The following is a 17,175-nucleotide window of genomic DNA, read 5'->3' on the forward strand; positions in this document are numbered from 1 at the left end:
TGCAGACGCGGGGCGGGTCAGTCGCGGCGGGTGGCCTCGCCTTCGGTAAAGGCGGCAACGATCAGCAGCACCGCGCCCACGGTGATCGCCATGTCGGCGACGTTGAATGCGGGCCAGTGATAACCGGCCCAGTGGAAATCGAGAAAATCCACCACCTTGCCGATGCGCAGGCGGTCCACCAGGTTGCCGATGGCCCCGCCCACGATCAGCCCCAGCGAGGCGATGGTCAGCCAGGCATTGCGCGGCAGACGCGCCAGCCAGACGGTGATCAGCACCCCGGCGGCGATCGCGATCCCGGACAGCAGCCAGCGGCCCCAGCCGCCGGCATCGGCCAGCAGGCTGAACGCGGCCCCCGGGTTGTACAGCAGGGTGAAGTTGAAGAACGGGGCCACTTCCACCGAGGCGAACTGGGTGAGCGCGCGCTCGGCCCAGAACTTGGTGATCTGGTCCAGGACCAGCACCACCGCGGCCAGGGCGAGCCCCGGCGCCAGTCCGGAATGCCCCGGCAGTCTCATGCGAACCGCCGGGTCTCGCCCGGCCCCTCCACGTTGGTCACACAGCGCCCGCACAGTTCCGGATGCGCCGGGTTCTCGCCCACATCGGGACGCAGGTGCCAGCAACGCACGCACTTGGCGTGTTCACTGCGGTGCACCACCACGCCGATCGCGGTGCCGTCCTCCAGGGTCGCGACATGCGCATCGGCCGGGGCGGGCTCGGTGCTCAGGCGCACCTCCGAGGTAATGAACACGAACCGCACCTCGTCACCCAGGCGTTCCAGCGGGGCGCGCACCGGGGCATCGGCAGGCACGTGCAGGTCGATCTCGGCGGTCAGCGAGGCGCCGATGCGCTGCTCGTTGCGGGCGGTTTCCAGCGCGCGGGCGGCGTGGGTGCGCATCTCCAGGATACGGTCCCAGTCGGCATTGCTGAACGTCGCGTCCTCCGGCAGCGGGGCCAGGCCCTCGTACCAGGTAGCGAACAGCACGGAGTCCGCGCGTTCGCCCGGCAGCAGCTCCCAGATCTCCTCGGCGGTGAAGGTCAGGATCGGCGCGATCCACCGGGTCAGGGCCTCGGCCACGTGGTACAGCGCGGTCTGCGCGGAACGCCGCGCGTGCGAGTCCGCCGGCGTGGTGTACTGGCGGTCCTTGATCACGTCGAGGTAGAAGCTGCCCAGCTCCACCGAGCAGAAGTTGTGCACCCGCTGGTAGATCGGGTGGAACAGGAACTCGTCGTACGAGCGGGTGACCTGTTCCTGCACCTGCAGCGCGCGGGCCACGATCCAGCGGTCCAGCGGCAGCAGTTCGTCCAGCGGCACGGCGTGCTCCTGCGGATCGAACCCGCTGAGGTTGCCGAGCAAAAAGCGCATGGTGTTGCGGATGCGGCGGTAGGCATCGGCGGTACGGTCGAGGATGTTGTCGGAGATCGCCATCTCGCCGGAGAAGTCGGTCGCCGCGACCCACAGGCGCAGGATGTCCGCGCCCAGGGTGGAGACAACCTCCTGCGGCGCGACGACATTGCCGCGCGACTTCGACATCTTCTCGCCGTTCTCGTCCACGGTGAAGCCGTGGGTCAGCACCCCGCGGTAGGGCGCCTCACCGCGCATGGCCACGCTGGTCAGCAGGCTGGACTGGAACCAGCCGCGGTGCTGGTCGGAACCCTCGAGGAACAGATCCGCCGGCAGGCCGCCCAGCTCGGGGCGCTTCTCCACCACCGTGCTGTGCAGCACGCCGGAGTCGAACCACACGTCCAGGGTGTCGGTGAGCTTGACGTACTCGGCGGCCTCCTCGCCCAGCAGTTCTTCCGGCTCCAGGCGGAACCAGGCCTCGATACCCTCCTCTTCGATCCGCCGAGCCACCTGCTCGGTGAGTTCGGGGGTCATCGGGTGCACGCGGCCGGTCTTGCGATGCAGGAAGAACGGGATTGGCACGCCCCAGTGGCGCTGACGCGAGATGCACCAGTCGGGCCGGTTGGCCACCATGCCGTGGATGCGCGCCTGTCCCCAGTCGGGCATCCAGCGGGTCTCGCCGATCGCGCGCAGGGCGTCGGCACGCAGTTCCTCGCGGTCCATGCTGATGAACCACTGCGGCGTGGCGCGGAAGATGATGGGGGTCTTGTGCCGCCAGCAGTGCGGGTAGCTGTGGTGGAGTTTGCGCGCCACGATCAGCGCGGCCTTCTCGTGCAGCACGTCGATCACGTGGCCGTTGGCCTGGTGCACGTTCTGCCCGGCGAAATACGGCGTGCCCTCCACGAACACCCCGTCGGGGCCCACCGGGTTGTCCACCGGCAGGTTGTACTGCAGGCCCACGGCGTAGTCGTCCTGACCGTGGCCGGGGGCGGTATGCACGCAGCCGGTACCAGCCTCGGTGGTCACGTGGTCGCCGAGAATCAGCGGCACCTCGCGCTCCAGGAACGGGTGCTGCAGCACCAGGCCTTCCAGCGCGGCACCCTTCACGCGTGCCAGCACGCGGCCTTCGCCCAGGTCGTAGCGGGCCAGGCAGTCCTCCAGCAGCCCCTCCGCCAGCAGAAGGCGCTCGTGTTCCAGTTCCACCAGCGCGTAATCCAGCTCCGGGTGCACGGCCACCGCCTGGTTGGCCGGCAGGGTCCACGGCGTGGTGGTCCAGATCACCACGCTCACCGGACCGTCGGCATCCGCCCCGGAGAAACGCCGCACCAGGTCCACGTCGTCCACCACGCGGAAGCGCACGTCGATCGCCTGCGAGATCTTGTCCTCGTACTCCACCTCGGCCTCGGCCAGTGCGGAACCGCAGTCCACACACCAGTGCACGGGCTTCTCGCCCATCTGCACATGGCCGCGTTCGTAGATACGGGCGAGGGCGCGCACGGTGTCCGCCTCGACCTGGTAGTCCATGGTCAGGTACGGGTTCTCCCAGTCCCCCAGCACGCCCAGGCGCTGGAAGTCGGCCGACTGCCCCGCTACCTGCTCGGCGGCATACGCCCGGCAGGCCTCGCGGAAGGAGGCCGCGTCCACTTCGTGTCCCGGCTTGCCGATGTTGTGCTCCACCTGCAGCTCGATCGGCAGGCCGTGGCAGTCCCAGCCCGGCACGTAGGGGGCGTCGAAGCCCGCCAGCGTGCGGCTCTTGACGATAATGTCCTTGAGGATCTTGTTGACCGCGTGGCCGACGTGGATCGAGCCGTTGGCGTACGGCGGGCCGTCGGCCAGCACGAACCGCGGGCGTCCGGCGCAGTGCTCGCGCAGGCGGCGATAACGGTCCTCCGCCCGCCACTGCTCCAGCCATTCCGGCTCGCGCTTTGCCAGGTTCGCCCGCATGGGGAAGGCGGTCTGCGGCAGGTTGAGCGTATCCTTGTAGGGATTCGGCGGTGCCTGTTTCTTGGCCATGGCTCTTCCGGATGGGCCCCGCGGGGCCGGTTGCTGTGGAGTTGAAGGATTCGGCAGTTTCGACCGGTGTCAGCAGACGGTACGGGGCACACGGCCCGGTTCATCGCCCGCCAGGCATTCACGCGCCGTGTCGGCGTCCCGTGCGATCTGCGCCTTGAGGGCATCCAGCCCGTCGAAGCGCTGTTCGCCGCGAACCAGCGCGCGCGGTTCGAACGCCACGCGCGCGCCGTAGAGCTCGGGGGCGGCGTCCAGCACATGGATCTCCAGGCGCTGTTCGGTGCCCTGCACCGTGGGCCGCCAGCCGATGTTCGCCACCGCAGCCAGCGGTTCGCCGCCCGCGCCTTGCAGCCAGCCGGCATACACCCCGCGCAGCGCCAGCGGCCAGCGGCCCAGGCGCACGTTGGCGGTGGGAAAGCCGATGGTGCGCCCAAGGCGATCGCCATGCGCCACCCGGCCATGCAGCCGGTACGGCCGTCCAAGCAGCCGCGCGACCTCGTCGAAGCCGCCCTCGCGCGCGGCGGCGCGCACCCGGGTGCTGCTGATGCGCCCGTCGGCATCGCTGACCGTGGGCGTGGACTCCACGCTGAAGCCCAGCCGCTCCCCTTCGGCACGCATCAGGGCGCTGTCGCCCTCGCGCCCGCGGCCGAAGCGGAAATCATCGCCCACCAGCACGTGGCGCGCGCCCAGCCGCCGATACAGGACCTCCTCGAGGAAGTCGCGCGCCGGCAGCCCCGCCAGGCGGGCATCGAAACGCAGCACCCAGGCGGCGTCCAGGCCGCGGCCGTCCAGCGCCACCAGACGGTCGCGCAGGCGCTGCAGCCGCCCCGGCGGCGTGGGCGCCCCGGCGTGTTCGGCGAAATATTCGCGCGGCAGCGGCTCGAAGGTCATCAGCACCGACGGCGCCGCATGCTCGCGCGCGGCCGCCAGCAGGCGATCCACCACCGCCTGATGCCCGCAGTGCAGACCATCGAAGTTGCCGATGGTCACCACGGCGCCACGCACCGCGGTCAGCCCGGAATCCGTACCGTCGGGCCTTCCCAGCCCTCGAATCAGCCGCATTGCCCCGTATCCAGGAAAAACGGCAAGTATAACCCGGCGTGCCCCGCGAGATCAGGCCTCGCGCAACAGGAAATGCCGCGGACGCAGCCCGGCCAGCCACAGCGTCACCCCGAGACTGGCCACCCCGGCGACGATCAGCCCGGTCAGCGCGGTCCCGCGCTCGGGGATGGACCAGTCCGTCCACGCGTCCAGCGCCGGCGACAGCACCACCAGCACCGCCACCATCACCGCCAGGGCCACGGGCAGCCCGTAGCGCAGGCGCCGCAGGGCCGGTCCCGGCCGGTAGATCCCTTCGCGCAGCAGGCCGCGGTACAGCAGCCCGGCGTTGATGTAGGCCGAGGCCGAGGTCGCCAGCGCCAGCCCGGCATGCGCACCCGGCACCCCGGACAGATACCACGGCAGCACGAACAGGCCGTTGAGCAGCATGTTCCACAGCATGGCAATGATCGCGATGCGCACCGGGGTTTTCGTGTCCTGGCGGGCGAAGAAGCCCGGCGCGAGCACCTTGATCAGGATGAAGCCCGGGAGCCCCAGCGAATAGGCGGCCAGCGCCAGTGCGGTCATGTGGGTGTCGTGCGGGGTGAACTCCTGATACTGGATCAGCGTCGCGAGGATCGGCACCGCCAGCACCACCAGCCCGGCCATCGCCGGCAGGGCCACCAGCATCGCCGTGCGCAGCGCCCAGTCCAGGGTGCGGCCGAAGGCCTCGGGCCGCTCCTCGTTGAACTGTTTCGCCAGGCGCGGAAGGATTACCGTGCCGATGGCGATGCCGAACAGCGCCAGCGGCAGTTCGACGAAGCGATCGCCGAAATACAGCCAGGAGATCGAACCCGCCACCAGGAACGAGGCGATCAGGGTGTCCACCAGCAGGTTGATCTGCACCACCGAGGTCCCGAGGATCGCGGGCAGCATCAGCTTGACGATCCGGCGCACGCCCTCGTGCGCCCGGCGGAAACGCGGCCGTGGCAGCAGCCCGGCCCGCCACAGAAACGGGATCTGGAAAGCCAGCTGCAGCCCCCCGGCGATGAACACGCCCCAGGCCAGCGCGACCACCGGTTCGGCGAACATCGGCGCCAGCCACAGCGCGGCGCCGATCAGCGCCAGGTTGAGAAACACCGGAGTGAACGCCGGCACCGCGAAGCGCCCGATGCTGTTGAGGATGCCCGCCGCCATCGCGGTCAGGGAGATGAACAGCAGGTACGGGAAGGTGATGCGCAGCATGTCCGCCGCCAGGTCCTGGCGGCCTTCCGCCTGCGCCAGCCCGGGCGCGAAGACCCAGATCAGGGCCGGGGCCGCGAGGATGCCCAGCAGCGTGATCACCGAGACTGCCGCCATCAGCGCCCCGGCGGTATGGTCCAGCAAATCGCGCAGGGCCTCGCGCCCGCGCTTCTCGCGGAATTCGGCAAACACCGGCACGAAGGCCTGGTTGAAGGCCCCCTCGGCGAACAGCCGGCGCAGAAAATTGGGGATGCGGAAGGCGACGAAGAAGGCGTCGGTGGCCGCGCTGGCCCCGAAGGTCACCGCCAGCACCATGTCGCGCAGATAGCCCATGATCCGCGAGATCATGGTCATGCCGCTGACCACAGCGGTGGATCGGAACAGTCGGTTCATGCGGAAGCCGGCACCACACAGACAATGAGCGGACCGGAGTGTAACCGACTCGCCCGTCGCCAGGCCCGGCGACGGCTGCCCCGGAGAACCGCGGGCAGCCGTCAGGAGGAAGGGAGGATTACTCGATCTTCAGGTAGGCGAAGCCTTCGTCGTTCTGCAGCTCGGTCAGGCGCACCACGCCGGAGGGCACCAGCTCGATGTCCACGCCATCCATCAGATCCTCTTCCGGAAGGCCGATGTCACCGCGGGTGATGTCGCACAGCTCCAGCGTCACACCATAGGTGTTGGCCAGGGTGCGCAGGCGGCTCTGCAGCCGTTCGCGCTCCTCCAGCAATTCCTCGTCGGCCTCGAACGGGGTGTCTTCGAGGTCATCATCGGCGATGAAACGGATGCCGTGGGACACGAACACGATCCGCACGTCCGCCTCGATGAACTCGCGCTCGTAATGGGTGACCATGTTGTTGATGCTGGTGAGCATTGCCGAGAAGCGCCGCGGATCGGCGAAATCGGCGTGGTAGGCGACCTTGGCCTCGGGCTCGAAGGCGCGCGCCTGCTGCGGGACCAGGACCAGGCTGGCGGCGAACAGGGCCAGCAGCACCAGCACGAAGCCGGGGACCAGGGCGTTGTTGCGGGCGGCGGGGTATTTCATCTCCATGCTCCTTTTTGTGTTGTGATGCCTGCAATGTAGACGCACAGGCTCCGGGATTCCATTCCGGGGGCGACCGGGGCCCGGTTCGCGTAGGAGCCTGCTTGCAGGCGAAGACGAGCTTGACCCTGACCGGCGCCCCGAGTATGCTTTGTCGCCTTTCAGAGAACCCGGCGAATCACGCGAGGGATAGAGTTTTGGCGAATATTGCTTCTGCCCGTAAAAGGGCCCGTCAGTCCATGAAGAACCGCGCCCACAACATGGCGCTGCGGTCGCGTTTCCGTACGTACATGAAGGCGGTCCTCAAGCCGCTGCGTCAGGGAGACGTCGAGGCTGCCCGCGAGGCGTATCGCCAGGCGGTCCCGATCATCGACAAGACCGCGAACAAGGGTCTGATCCACAAGAACAAGGCGGCCCGGCACAAGAGCCGCCTGAACCAGCGGATCCGCGCCCTGCAGGCGTAAGACCGTCGGGCCTGCGGGCCCGGCCGGCAGCCCGAGGACAGAACAAGCCCGCCCCTCTGCGAAGGGGCGGGCTTGTTTGCGTGCGCATGTCGTGCGCGTGTCGCTACAGCAGGACCATGTTATCGCGGTGCACGAGCTCCGGCTCGAACTGATAACCCAGCTCCGCCTCGATCTGATCGGCGCGCAGACCGCGGATGCGCTCCACCTCGGCCGCCGAGTAGTTGACCAGTCCACGCGCAACACCGGAGCCATCCGGGGCCACGCAGGTCACCACCTCGCCGCGGCGGAATTCCCCCTCGACCCGCGCCACGCCCACCGCCAGCAGGCTGCGACCGGATTCGCGCAGCACCCGCGCGGCACCCTCGTCGAGATGCAGCACACCGCGCGAATGCAGCTGGTCGGCGATCCAGCGCTTGCGCGCGGCCAGCGGCTCGCGGTCCGGCTGCAGCCAGGTCCCCACGTCTTCGCCGGCCAGGACCCGCGCCATCACGCGCTCCTCGCGCCCCGAGGCGATCACGGTATGAGTACCGGAACGCGCGGCACGCTCCGCGGCGTACAGCTTGGTGGCCATGCCGCCGCGTCCCAGCCGCCCGAACTCCGGAGCCACGAACTGCTGCAGCGTCACGTCGGAGGCGCGGCCTTCGGCGATCCGCCGGGCCTGCGGGTCACGCCGCGGATCGGCGTCGAACAGGCCCTCCTGATCGGTCAGGATCAGCAACAGATCGGCCACCACCAGGTTGGCGACCAGCGCCGCCAGGGTGTCGTTGTCGCCCAGCCGGATCTCCTCGTAGGCCACGGTGTCGTTCTCGTTGACCACCGGGATGGTGCCGAGGGTCAGCAAGGCCTGCATGGTCGAACGCGCATTCAGGTAGCGCTCGCGGTCGGCCAGGTCGTCATGCGTCAGCAGGACCTGGGCGGCGTGCAGCCCGTGCGCCGCGAATTCCTGCTCGTAGGCCTGCACCAGCCCCATCTGACCGACCGCGGCCGAGGCCTGCAGCTGATGCAGCTGGTGCGGCCGCTCGGTCATGCCCAGGCGATACATGCCTTCGGCCACCGCCCCGCTGGACACCAGGATCACCTCCAGCCCCTGCTCCCGCAGTTCGGCCATCTGCCGGGCCCAGGCCTGCAGGGCCGGGCGGTCGAGGCCGGTGCCATCGGCGGTAATCAGCGCGCTGCCGATCTTCACCACCACGCGCCGCGCCTGCGGCAGGGCGCGGCTCATGCTTCGCCCTCCGGCTCGCCCTCCGCCGGGTCGAGACGCCGGCGCTCGACTTCGCGCATCACGGCCTGCAGCAGACCGTCCACGCCGTCGCCGGTGGCGGCGGAGATGCGGTACTGCGGCACGTCGCCGCCGGGCGCCGCCTGCATGCGCTCGCCCAGCGCGTCCAGCGCCTCCGCGTCCAGCAGCTCGCACTTGTTGAGCACCAGCCAGCGCGGGCGCGCCGCCAGTTCTTCGCTGTGCCGCTGCAGCTCGGTGAGCGCGGTCTGCATGTCGGTGACCGGGTCCGCTTCGGGGTCCGGCGGGGCCACGTCCACCAGGTGCAGCAGCAGCTCGGTGCGCCCCAGGTGCTTGAGGAAGCGGGTGCCCAGCCCGGCACCCTCGGCCGCGCCCTCGATCAGCCCGGGTATATCGGCCATCACGAAGCTCTGCTCGGGCCCCACGCTGACCACGCCCAGTTGCGGATAAAGCGTGGTGAACGGGTAGTCGGCCACCCGCGGACGCGCGGCCGACGCGCGCGACAGCAGGGTCGATTTGCCGGCATTCGGCAGCCCCAGCAGCCCCACGTCGGCCAGCACCCGCAGTTCCAGCTGCAGGCGACGCTGCTCGCCCGGCGTGCCCGGCTTGCTCTGGCGCGGGGCCTGGTTGGTGGAGCTCTTGTAGCGGGTGTTGCCGAGCCCGTGATAGCCGCCCTGGGCGACCAGCAGACGCTGGCCGTCCGCGGTGATGTCGCCCAGCAGCTCGTCGGTTTCCGCGTCACGCACCACGGTGCCCACCGGCACCGCGATCTCGAGGTCTTCGCCGGACGCGCCGGTGCGGTTCTGACCCATGCCGTTTTTCCCGCGCGGGGCGTCGAAACGCTTCTGGTAGCGGAAGTCGGCCAGGGTGTTCAGGCGCTCGGTCCCGACCAGCCACACCGAACCTCCGTCCCCGCCGTCGCCGCCATCCGGCCCGCCGAAGGGGATGTACTTCTCGCGGCGGAAGCTCACGCAGCCATTACCGCCATCGCCGGCCCTGACCACGATGTTCGCCTCGTCGATGAACTGCATCCTTCGCCTCCGGAGGGGATAGAAACAAAAAAAGCCCCGCAGAACGGGGCTTTACGGCGATCCGCGTAGCGGTCAGCCGGATTACTGCTGCGGCTGGACCGTCACGAAACGGCGGTTGAAACGACCGCCCTTCTTGAACACGACCTCGCCATCCACCTTGGCGAACAGCGTGTGGTCCTTGCCGCAACCCACGTTCTCGCCGGGATGATACTGCGTACCGCGCTGACGCACGAGGATGTTGCCGGCGCTCACGATCTGGCCGCCAAACCGCTTGACGCCAAGGCGTTTACTCTCGGAATCGCGCCCGTTCTTGGAACTGCCGCCTGCCTTCTTGTGTGCCATGTTCTCGTTCTCCCGAGTACTGTCGTGCCGCAGCTCAGCCGGCGATGCCGGTGATGCGCACGGTGGTGTAGTGCTGCCGGTGGCCCGCCTGCTTCATGCTGTGCTTGCGGCGCCGGAATTTGATGATGCGGACCTTGTCGCCGCGGCCGTGGTCCTCGACTTTGGCGGTGACCTTGCCGCCATCGACCACCGGGGCCCCGACGCGGACATCGTCACCCGCACCCACCATCAGCACCTGGTCGAAATCGACCTCGGAACCGACTTCGGCGTCGAGCTTTTCGATGCGGATCACGTCACCTTCGGCGACGCGGTACTGTTTACCACCTGTTGCGATGATCGCGTACATTTCCCTGGGACTCCGTTGCGATGACCTGTATGGACCAGGTGCTGATGACTGGTCTCGCGAAAGGGCGGCAATGCTAGCAGCACCCCCGCCGGGGGTCAACGTTTCGGCCACCCGTATTGCTTGACACCCCGCCACCCCCTTTCTAGCATGCCGGGCTCTTCATTTGCTGGAGGCGGCGCGCGCGTGCGGGCCTGCCGAAACCGACCCCACCCTCACCGGCCTGCCGAACCGCATGTCCATAGACGCCATCCGAGAGCTCGCTGCCGACGACATGCAGGCAGTCGACGCCTGCATCCGCGACCGGCTCAGCTCCCCCGTGGTGCTGATCAACCAGCTCGGACACTACATCATCCACAGTGGCGGCAAGCGACTGCGGCCGTTGCTGGCGACCCTGTCGGCCCGGGCCTGCGGTTACGAGGGCGACAAGCACGTCACCCTGGCGGCGCTGGTGGAGTTCATCCACACCGCGACCCTGCTGCACGACGACGTGGTGGATGCCTCGGAAATGCGCCGCGGCAACGAGACCGCGAACCACATCTTCGGCAACGAGGCCGCCGTGCTGGTGGGTGACTTCCTCTACACCCGCGCCTTCGAGATGATGGTCGAGATCGACTCGATGCGGGTGATGGAGATCCTGTCGCGCGCGACCAACGTCATCGCGGAAGGCGAAGTGATGCAGCTGATGAACTGCCACGACGCGGATGTCGACGAGGCGCGCTACATGGACGTGATCCAGTCGAAGACCGCCAAGCTGTTCGAGGCGGCCTGCCAGATCGGCGGCATCCTCGCGCAGCGCGACGCCGCCGACGAGGCCGCGCTGGCGCGCTACGGCATGCACCTGGGCACCGCGTTCCAGCTGATCGACGATGTGCTCGACTATTCGGCCGACCCCGAGGTGACCGGCAAGCAGCTGGGCGACGACCTCGCCGAGGGCAAGCCGACCCTGCCGCTGATCCACGTGCTGCGCGAGGGCAGCGACGCCGAAAAGGCCGTGGTGCGCCGGGCAATCGAACAGGGCGGGCGCGAGGAAACCGACGCGGTGATCGCGGCGATGCACTCCACCGGCGCGCTGGAGTACGCCCGGGCGCGGGCGGAGGCCGAAACCGACGCGGCGATCGACGCCATCGCCGGGCTGCCGGACACCCCCCACCGCCGCGCCCTGGCGGACATCGCCCGCTTCGCCGTGGGCCGCGATCACTGACACCGCGTTCGCCCGGGGCATGGACAACCCCGAACAAACACGGCACAATATCGAGCTCAGCGTCGGAGTGTAGCTCAGCTTGGTAGAGCACTGCCTTCGGGAGGCAGGGGTCGAAGGTTCGAATCCTTTCACTCCGACCATTTCCCGATTTCTCCGGTCGGGCGGTGCATCCGGCACCGCCCGGTCCTTCCTTCGGCGGATGCCTGCATGAGCGTTTCTTCCCGGCCCGCACGTGGCACGCTGTACATCGTTTCCGCACCTTCGGGTGCCGGCAAGACCAGTCTGGTCGGCGCATTGCTGGACAGCGTCGAGGACGTCGAGGTCTCGGTCTCGCACACCACGCGTCAGCCGCGCCCGGGCGAGGTCGACGGCATCGACTACCATTTCGTTTCGGCGGAGACCTTCCTCGGCATGATCGAGGACGGCAAGCTGCTGGAACACGCCAAGGTGTTCGACAACTTCTACGGCACCGCACTGGCCAGCGTGAACGAACGCCTGGACGCCGGTTTCGACGTGATCCTGGAGATCGACTGGCAGGGTGCCCGGCAGGTCCGCGCCGCGGTGCCGGACTGCCGCTCGGTCTTCATCCTGCCGCCTTCGCGCACCGAACTGGAACGTCGGCTGCGCGGCCGTGGTCAGGATAGTGAGGAGGTGATCGAACGCCGCCTGCGTGATGCCGAGTCGGACTGCACGCATTACCGCGAATACGACTACACCGTGGTCAACGCGGAGTTTGATCAGGCTCTGCGGGATCTCGCCAGCATCTTCCGCTCCAACCGGCTGCGCACGGTGGAGCAGGAGATCCGCTCTGCGGACACCCTGAACAACCTGCTGGCCGGTGCCCGGGCATCGGCCTGACATACGCAACAGACGCAACAGCCGGAGCAAGACCATGGCCCGCATAACCGTCGAGGACTGCCTCGAAAAAGTCGACAACCGCTTCGAGCTGGTGATGATGGCCGCCCGTCGCGCGCGTCACATCGCCCACGGCAAGGAACCCCGAGTGCCCGAGAACAACGACAAGCCAACGGTCATCGCCCTGCGCGAGATCGCAGCGGGCGTGGTTGGGGCCGAGGTGTTCGACGAGCACGACGAGCGTCCGCAGAACCAGATGCTGGATTTCTCCACGATCCGGCACCTGGAACAGCTCGAAGCCGACGAACGGTAGGTGGAGCCCTTGGCCGCTGGGCTTTCAGCGCCCGGGGCCGTCTCCTCGGCTTCCTCGGGCTCCGCGCGTTTCCTGATCAGCGACCTGTGCGCTGAGCTGGAGGCGTACCTGGAGCCCGAGCAGGTCGAGGAGATCTATCGCGCGTATCTGTTCGGCGCCGAGGCCCACGAGGGCCAGACGCGCAAGACCGGCGAGCCGTACATCTACCACCCCCTGGCCGTGGCCCGCACCATGGCCGAGATGCGCATGGACCACCGCGCGATCTGCGCGGCCATCCTCCACGACGTGATGGAGGACACCCCCACCAGCAAGGACCGCATCCACGCCGAGTTCGGCGAGGAAGTCGCAGAGCTGGTCGACGGGGTCTCCAAGCTGACCCACCTGCAGTTCCAGTCCAAGGCCGAGGCGCAGGCGGAGAACTTCCGCAAGATGATGCTGGCGATCACCCGCGACATTCGGGTGATCCTGGTCAAGCTGGCCGACCGCCTGCACAACATGCGCACCCTGGGCGTGATGCGCCCGGACAAGAAGCGCCGCATCGCCAACGAGACCCTGGAGATCTACGCCCCCATCGCGCAGCGCCTGGGGATGAACGCCATGCGCCGCGAGCTGGAACACCTCGGCTTTGTCGCCAGGCATCCCTGGCGGTCCGCGGTCCTGGAACGCGCGATGCAGGACGCCCGCGGCAACCGCCGCGAGCCGATGCGCAACATCGAGCAGGCGATCTGCTCGCGCATGGAGGCCGCGGGCATCGAGGGCCGGATCTCCGGACGCGAGAAATCGCTGTACAGCATCTACCGCAAGATGCGCTCGAAGCGGCACACCTTCGAAGATGTGTTCGACGTGTTCGCGATCCGCATCGTGGTCGACGACATGGACACCTGCTACCGCTCGCTGGGGGTGGTCCACAACCTGTACAAGCCGGTGCCGGGGCGCTTCAAGGACTACATCGCGATCCCCAAGTCCAACGGCTACCAGTCACTGCACACCGTGCTGTTCGGCCCGCAGGGCATCCCGATCGAGGTGCAGATCCGCACCACCGAGATGGATCGTGTCGCGGAAAGCGGCATCGCCGCCCACTGGCAGTACAAGTCGGGGGGCGAGCTGGCGCAGACGGCGCAGAGCCGCGCACGCGAATGGCTCAAGGATGTCCTCGAAATCCAGAACAGCGTGGGCAATTCGATCGAGTTCCTGGAAAACGTGAAGGTCGACCTGTTCCCCGACGAGGTCTACACCTTCACCCCGGGTGGCGACATCCTGGTCCTGCCGCGCAACGCCACGCCCATCGACTTCGCCTATGCCGTGCACTCGGACGTCGGCAACCGCTGCGTGGCCGCCAAGATCGACCGCCAGCTGGCGCCGCTCTCCAGCCGGCTGCAAAGCGGCCAGACGGTGGAGATCGTCACCGCGCAGGGTGCCCGGCCCAACCCCGCCTGGCTGTCGTTCGTGGTCACCGGCAAGGCCCGCACCGGCATCCGCCACTGCCTGAAATCCATGCAGAAGGACGAGGCGCGGGCCCTTGGCCGCCGCCTGCTGGAAAAATCCCTGGCGGCACTGGATTCCAGCCTCGCGCGGATCTCCCCGGCACAGCTGGACCAGCTCCTGGACAACATGAAACTCACCGAGCTGGATGATCTGCTGGCCGAGATCGGTCTGGGGAATCGCATGGCCTCGCTGGTGGCACGCCAGCTGGTGGGCCTGGACGGCGAGGCGGCCGAGATCGAGGGCGAGACCGACGGCCACGAGACCGCATCCCTGGCGATCCGCGGGACCGAGGGCATGGTCCTGAACTATGGCCGCTGCTGCTATCCCATCCCGGGTGATCCAATCATCGGTCAGCTGAGCGCCGGGCGCGGCCTGGTGGTCCATCGCGAGAACTGCCGCAACCTGCACGAGGGCCGCGAACGCCCGGATCGCAGGATCGACCTCGAGTGGTCGCACGAACCGGGCCTGCAGTTCACCGCTGCGGTGCGCACGCGTACTGCCAACCGCCGCGGCGCGCTGGCCGAGATGGCTGCCTGCATCGCCGACCAGGGCTCCAACATCGAGCACATCTCGTTCAACGAGCAGGACGGCCACTCCACCGCCATGACCTTCCAGCTGACAGTGCGCGACCGCCAGCACCTGGCGCAGATCATGCGCGGCCTGCGGCGCCTGCCGGACGTGCTGCGGATCTCGCGCCCGCGCGGCTGACGCGGTATGGTTCCCGGCGCTGAATAACCAGGAGGTTCCATGTCCCGCGAAGTAATCCAGACCGACGCCGCCCCGGCCGCCATCGGCCCCTACTCCCAGGCGGTGCGCACCGGCGACACCCTGTACCTCTCCGGCCAGATCCCGCTGGACCCGGCCACCATGGACCTGGTGGACGGCGGCATCGAGGCGCAGATCCGCCGGGTGTTCGACAACCTGGCGGCGGTGCTGGATGCCGCCGGCGCGCGCCTGGGCGATATCGCCAAGCTCAACATCTACCTCGTCGACCTGACCCATTTCCCGCTGGTCAACGAGCTGATGAGCGAATACTTCAGCGAGCCTTATCCGGCGCGCGCGGCGATCGGCGTGGCCGCCCTGCCCAAGGGGGCACAGGTGGAGATGGACGCCATCGCCTGGTGTCCGCGGGGCTGAGGCCCCGCGCCCCGGAGCACTGCAGATGGACCTGCAGGCCCCGCTGACCGAACTCACCGGCGTGGGTCCGCGCCAGGCCGAACGCCTGGCGCGGCTGGGCCTGCACGTCTGCGGGGATCTGCTGTTCCACCTGCCGCTGCGCTTCGAGGACCGCACCCGCATCACCCCGCTGGACCGCCTGCGCCCGGGCCGCGCCGCCCTGTTCGAGGGCGTGGTCGAGCGCAGCGAGGTCGTGATCCGCCGTCGGCGCATGCTGGTGGTGACCCTGGGGGACGGTCAGGGCGTCATTACCCTGCGCTTCTTTCATTTCGGCAACGCGCAGCAGAAACGCCTGGCGAGCGGTACCCGGGTCCGCGCCTTCGGTGAACCGCGCGGCGTGCCCGGGGCGCTGGAATGCGTGCACCCGGAGACCGAGATCGTCGATCCGGACGCCCCGCCGGCGCTGGAACAGCGCCTGACCCCGGTCTACCCGGTCACCGAGGGTGTGTCCCAGCCGCTGCTGCGCAAGCTGGTGCGCCAGGCCCTGCCCGGCATCCGGCAGCTGCCCGACCTGTTGCCGGAACTGGAGCGTGACGGCCTGCCGCCGCTGCAGCAGGCCGTGCAGGACCTCCACCAGCCGCCACCCGACGCGCAGACCGCGACGCTCGAGCCTGGCATCGACGGACGCTCGGCCGCGCAGACCCGGCTTGCGCTGGAGGAACTGGTCGCGCACCAGCTCGCCCGCCTGCAGCATGCCCGGACCGAACCCGACGAACACGCCCCGGCGCTGGATCCGCCCGGCGATCTGTGGGAACGCCTGCATGCCGGACTGCCGTTCCCGCTGACCGGGGCCCAGCAGCGCGTGATCGGCGAGATCCGCGCGGATCTCGCCCGCCAGCAGCCGATGAACCGCCTGCTGCAGGGCGACGTGGGCTCGGGCAAGACCCTGGTGGCGGTGGCTGCGGCGCTGGCCGCGGTGGAGGCCGGCTACCAGGTCGCGTTCATGGCCCCCACCGAACTGCTGGCACGCCAGCACGCCCGCAACCTGGCGGCCTGGCTGGAGCCCATGGGCATCCCCATCGCCTGGCTGGGCGGGCGCCAGGCACGCGGGGAGCGCGGCCAGCTGCTGAACGAACTGGCCAGCGGCGACCGCCCGGTCGCGGTGGGCACCCACGCCCTGTTCCAGGAAGACGTGCGCTTCCACCGCCTGGGCCTGGCGGTGGTGGACGAGCAGCACCGCTTCGGCGTGCATCAGCGCATGGCGCTGCGCGAGAAGGGCAACGGGGGCACCCCGCACCAGCTGATCATGACTGCCACGCCCATCCCTCGCACCCTGGCGATGACCCTGTATGCCGGGCTGGAGACCTCGATCATCGACGAGCGCCCGCCCGGGCGCACGCCGGTGCGCACCGCGCTGATCAGCCACGAGCGCCGCGACGAGGTGATCGAGCGCATCCGCGTGGCCTGCGGCGACGGCACCCAGGCCTACTGGGTGTGTCCGCTGGTGGAAGACTCGGAGCAGCTGGAGGCCGAATCCGCCGAGGCCACCCGCGAGCGCCTGGCCGAGGCCCTGCCGGGGCTGCGCATCGGGCTGGCCCACGGCCGCATGAAGGGCAGCGAGCGCGATCAGGTGATGGAGGGGTTCCGGCGCGGCGAGATCGACCTGCTGGTGGCGACCACGGTGATCGAGGTCGGCGTGGACGTGCCCAACGCCAGCCTGATGGTCATCGAGAACGCCGAACGCATGGGCCTGTCGCAGCTGCACCAGCTGCGCGGACGGGTTGGGCGCGGCAATGCCGCCAGCGCCTGCGTGCTGCTGTATCGCCCGCCGCTGGGCGAGACCGCACGCGAACGACTGGAGGCGATGCGCCGCACCGACGACGGTTTCGAGATTGCCGAGGTGGACCTGAAGCTGCGCGGCCCGGGGGAACTGCTGGGCACGCGCCAGACCGGCGACCGCAGCTTCCGCGTGGCCGACTGGTCACGCGATCAGGACCTACTGCCACGCGCCACCCGGATCGCCGAGGGCCTGCTGCAGGACCCGCCGCGCGGCGGCGCGCTGATCGATCGCTGGCTGGGGGATGCGACCCGCTACGGCCAGGTCGGCTGACGGC

The 17,175-nt window shown here is 68.9% G+C and carries 16 protein-coding genes and 1 tRNA gene; 8 read left to right on the plus strand and 9 right to left on the minus strand.

Annotated elements, in window-relative coordinates; translation table 11 throughout:
• Positions 1 to 17: 17 nt before the first annotated feature.
• The 5 genes from lspA to D577_RS0109100 form a co-directional block, all read right to left on the minus strand.
• Positions 18 to 515, minus strand: a complete 498-nt coding sequence (lspA, locus tag D577_RS0109080) for a signal peptidase II (protein WP_018947177.1) — start codon at positions 513 to 515, stop codon at positions 18 to 20.
• Positions 512 to 3,355, minus strand: coding sequence for an isoleucine--tRNA ligase (gene ileS / locus D577_RS0109085; protein WP_018947178.1), 2,844 nt, complete (start codon positions 3,353 to 3,355; stop codon positions 512 to 514). The genes lspA and ileS overlap by 4 nt, the downstream gene beginning before the upstream one ends.
• 69 nt (positions 3,356 to 3,424) lie before the next feature.
• Positions 3,425 to 4,414: a bifunctional riboflavin kinase/FAD synthetase gene (gene ribF, locus D577_RS0109090; RefSeq protein ID WP_018947179.1), complete on the minus strand. Its 990-nt coding sequence runs from the start codon at positions 4,412 to 4,414 to the stop codon at positions 3,425 to 3,427.
• A 51-nt stretch (positions 4,415 to 4,465) separates the two neighbouring features.
• Positions 4,466 to 6,025: a murein biosynthesis integral membrane protein MurJ gene (gene murJ, locus D577_RS0109095; RefSeq protein ID WP_024329451.1), complete on the minus strand. Its 1,560-nt coding sequence runs from the start codon at positions 6,023 to 6,025 to the stop codon at positions 4,466 to 4,468.
• A gap of 118 nt (positions 6,026 to 6,143) precedes the next feature.
• A complete protein-coding gene (locus tag D577_RS0109100) occupies positions 6,144 to 6,674 on the minus strand; it encodes a DsrE family protein (protein WP_018947181.1) in 531 nt (176 codons plus the stop codon).
• A gap of 194 nt (positions 6,675 to 6,868) precedes the next feature.
• Here D577_RS0109100 and rpsT point away from each other — a divergent pair, with 194 nt between their 5' ends.
• A complete protein-coding gene (gene rpsT, locus D577_RS0109105) occupies positions 6,869 to 7,135 on the plus strand; it encodes a 30S ribosomal protein S20 (protein ID WP_026279417.1) in 267 nt (88 codons plus the stop codon).
• Positions 7,136 to 7,238: 103 nt separating this feature from the next.
• Here the strand turns inward: rpsT and proB are convergent, their stop codons facing one another.
• The 4 genes from proB to rplU form a co-directional block, all read right to left on the minus strand.
• The gene (gene proB / locus D577_RS0109110) at positions 7,239 to 8,357 is read right to left on the minus strand and encodes a glutamate 5-kinase (RefSeq protein WP_018947182.1); all 1,119 of its coding nucleotides are present in this window, start codon (positions 8,355 to 8,357) and stop codon (positions 7,239 to 7,241) included.
• Positions 8,354 to 9,403 carry an Obg family GTPase CgtA gene (gene cgtA, locus D577_RS0109115; protein ID WP_018947183.1) on the minus strand — a complete coding sequence of 350 codons (1,050 nt, stop codon included), beginning with the start codon at positions 9,401 to 9,403 and terminating at the stop codon, positions 8,354 to 8,356. The genes proB and cgtA overlap by 4 nt, the downstream gene beginning before the upstream one ends.
• Positions 9,404 to 9,484: 81 nt before the next feature.
• Positions 9,485 to 9,745 carry a 50S ribosomal protein L27 gene (gene rpmA / locus D577_RS0109120; protein WP_018947184.1) on the minus strand — a complete coding sequence of 87 codons (261 nt, stop codon included), beginning with the start codon at positions 9,743 to 9,745 and terminating at the stop codon, positions 9,485 to 9,487.
• A gap of 34 nt (positions 9,746 to 9,779) precedes the next feature.
• Positions 9,780 to 10,091, minus strand: a complete 312-nt coding sequence (gene rplU / locus D577_RS0109125; protein WP_018936343.1) for a 50S ribosomal protein L21 — start codon at positions 10,089 to 10,091, stop codon at positions 9,780 to 9,782.
• A 232-nt stretch (positions 10,092 to 10,323) separates the two neighbouring features.
• On the opposite strand from rplU, the gene ispB reads away from it, so the two are divergent.
• From ispB to recG, 7 genes are all read left to right on the plus strand, one after another.
• Complete coding sequence (gene ispB, locus D577_RS0109130; RefSeq protein ID WP_026288993.1) at positions 10,324 to 11,292, plus strand: octaprenyl diphosphate synthase; 969 nt, start codon at positions 10,324 to 10,326, stop codon at positions 11,290 to 11,292.
• 63 nt (positions 11,293 to 11,355) lie between these two features.
• A tRNA-Pro gene (locus tag D577_RS0109140) sits at positions 11,356 to 11,432 on the plus strand.
• A gap of 67 nt (positions 11,433 to 11,499) precedes the next feature.
• Positions 11,500 to 12,150, plus strand: a complete 651-nt coding sequence (gmk, locus tag D577_RS0109145) for a guanylate kinase (RefSeq protein WP_018947186.1) — start codon at positions 11,500 to 11,502, stop codon at positions 12,148 to 12,150.
• Between the two features lie 34 nt (positions 12,151 to 12,184).
• Positions 12,185 to 12,460, plus strand: a complete 276-nt coding sequence (gene rpoZ / locus D577_RS0109150; RefSeq protein ID WP_018947187.1) for a DNA-directed RNA polymerase subunit omega — start codon at positions 12,185 to 12,187, stop codon at positions 12,458 to 12,460.
• A gap of 9 nt (positions 12,461 to 12,469) precedes the next feature.
• Entirely contained in the window at positions 12,470 to 14,653 is a 2,184-nt protein-coding gene (gene spoT, locus D577_RS0109155) for a bifunctional GTP diphosphokinase/guanosine-3',5'-bis pyrophosphate 3'-pyrophosphohydrolase (protein WP_026288994.1), read from the plus strand.
• A gap of 39 nt (positions 14,654 to 14,692) precedes the next feature.
• The gene (locus tag D577_RS0109160) at positions 14,693 to 15,082 is read left to right on the plus strand and encodes a RidA family protein (RefSeq protein WP_018947189.1); all 390 of its coding nucleotides are present in this window, start codon (positions 14,693 to 14,695) and stop codon (positions 15,080 to 15,082) included.
• A 25-nt stretch (positions 15,083 to 15,107) separates the two neighbouring features.
• The gene (gene recG / locus D577_RS0109165; protein ID WP_018947190.1) at positions 15,108 to 17,171 is read left to right on the plus strand and encodes an ATP-dependent DNA helicase RecG; all 2,064 of its coding nucleotides are present in this window, start codon (positions 15,108 to 15,110) and stop codon (positions 17,169 to 17,171) included.
• Positions 17,172 to 17,175 lie beyond the last annotated feature (4 nt).

It is taken from the genome of Thioalkalivibrio sp. AKL17 (assembly GCF_000377885.1).
GTDB lineage: Bacteria > Pseudomonadota > Gammaproteobacteria > Ectothiorhodospirales > Ectothiorhodospiraceae > Thioalkalivibrio > Thioalkalivibrio halophilus.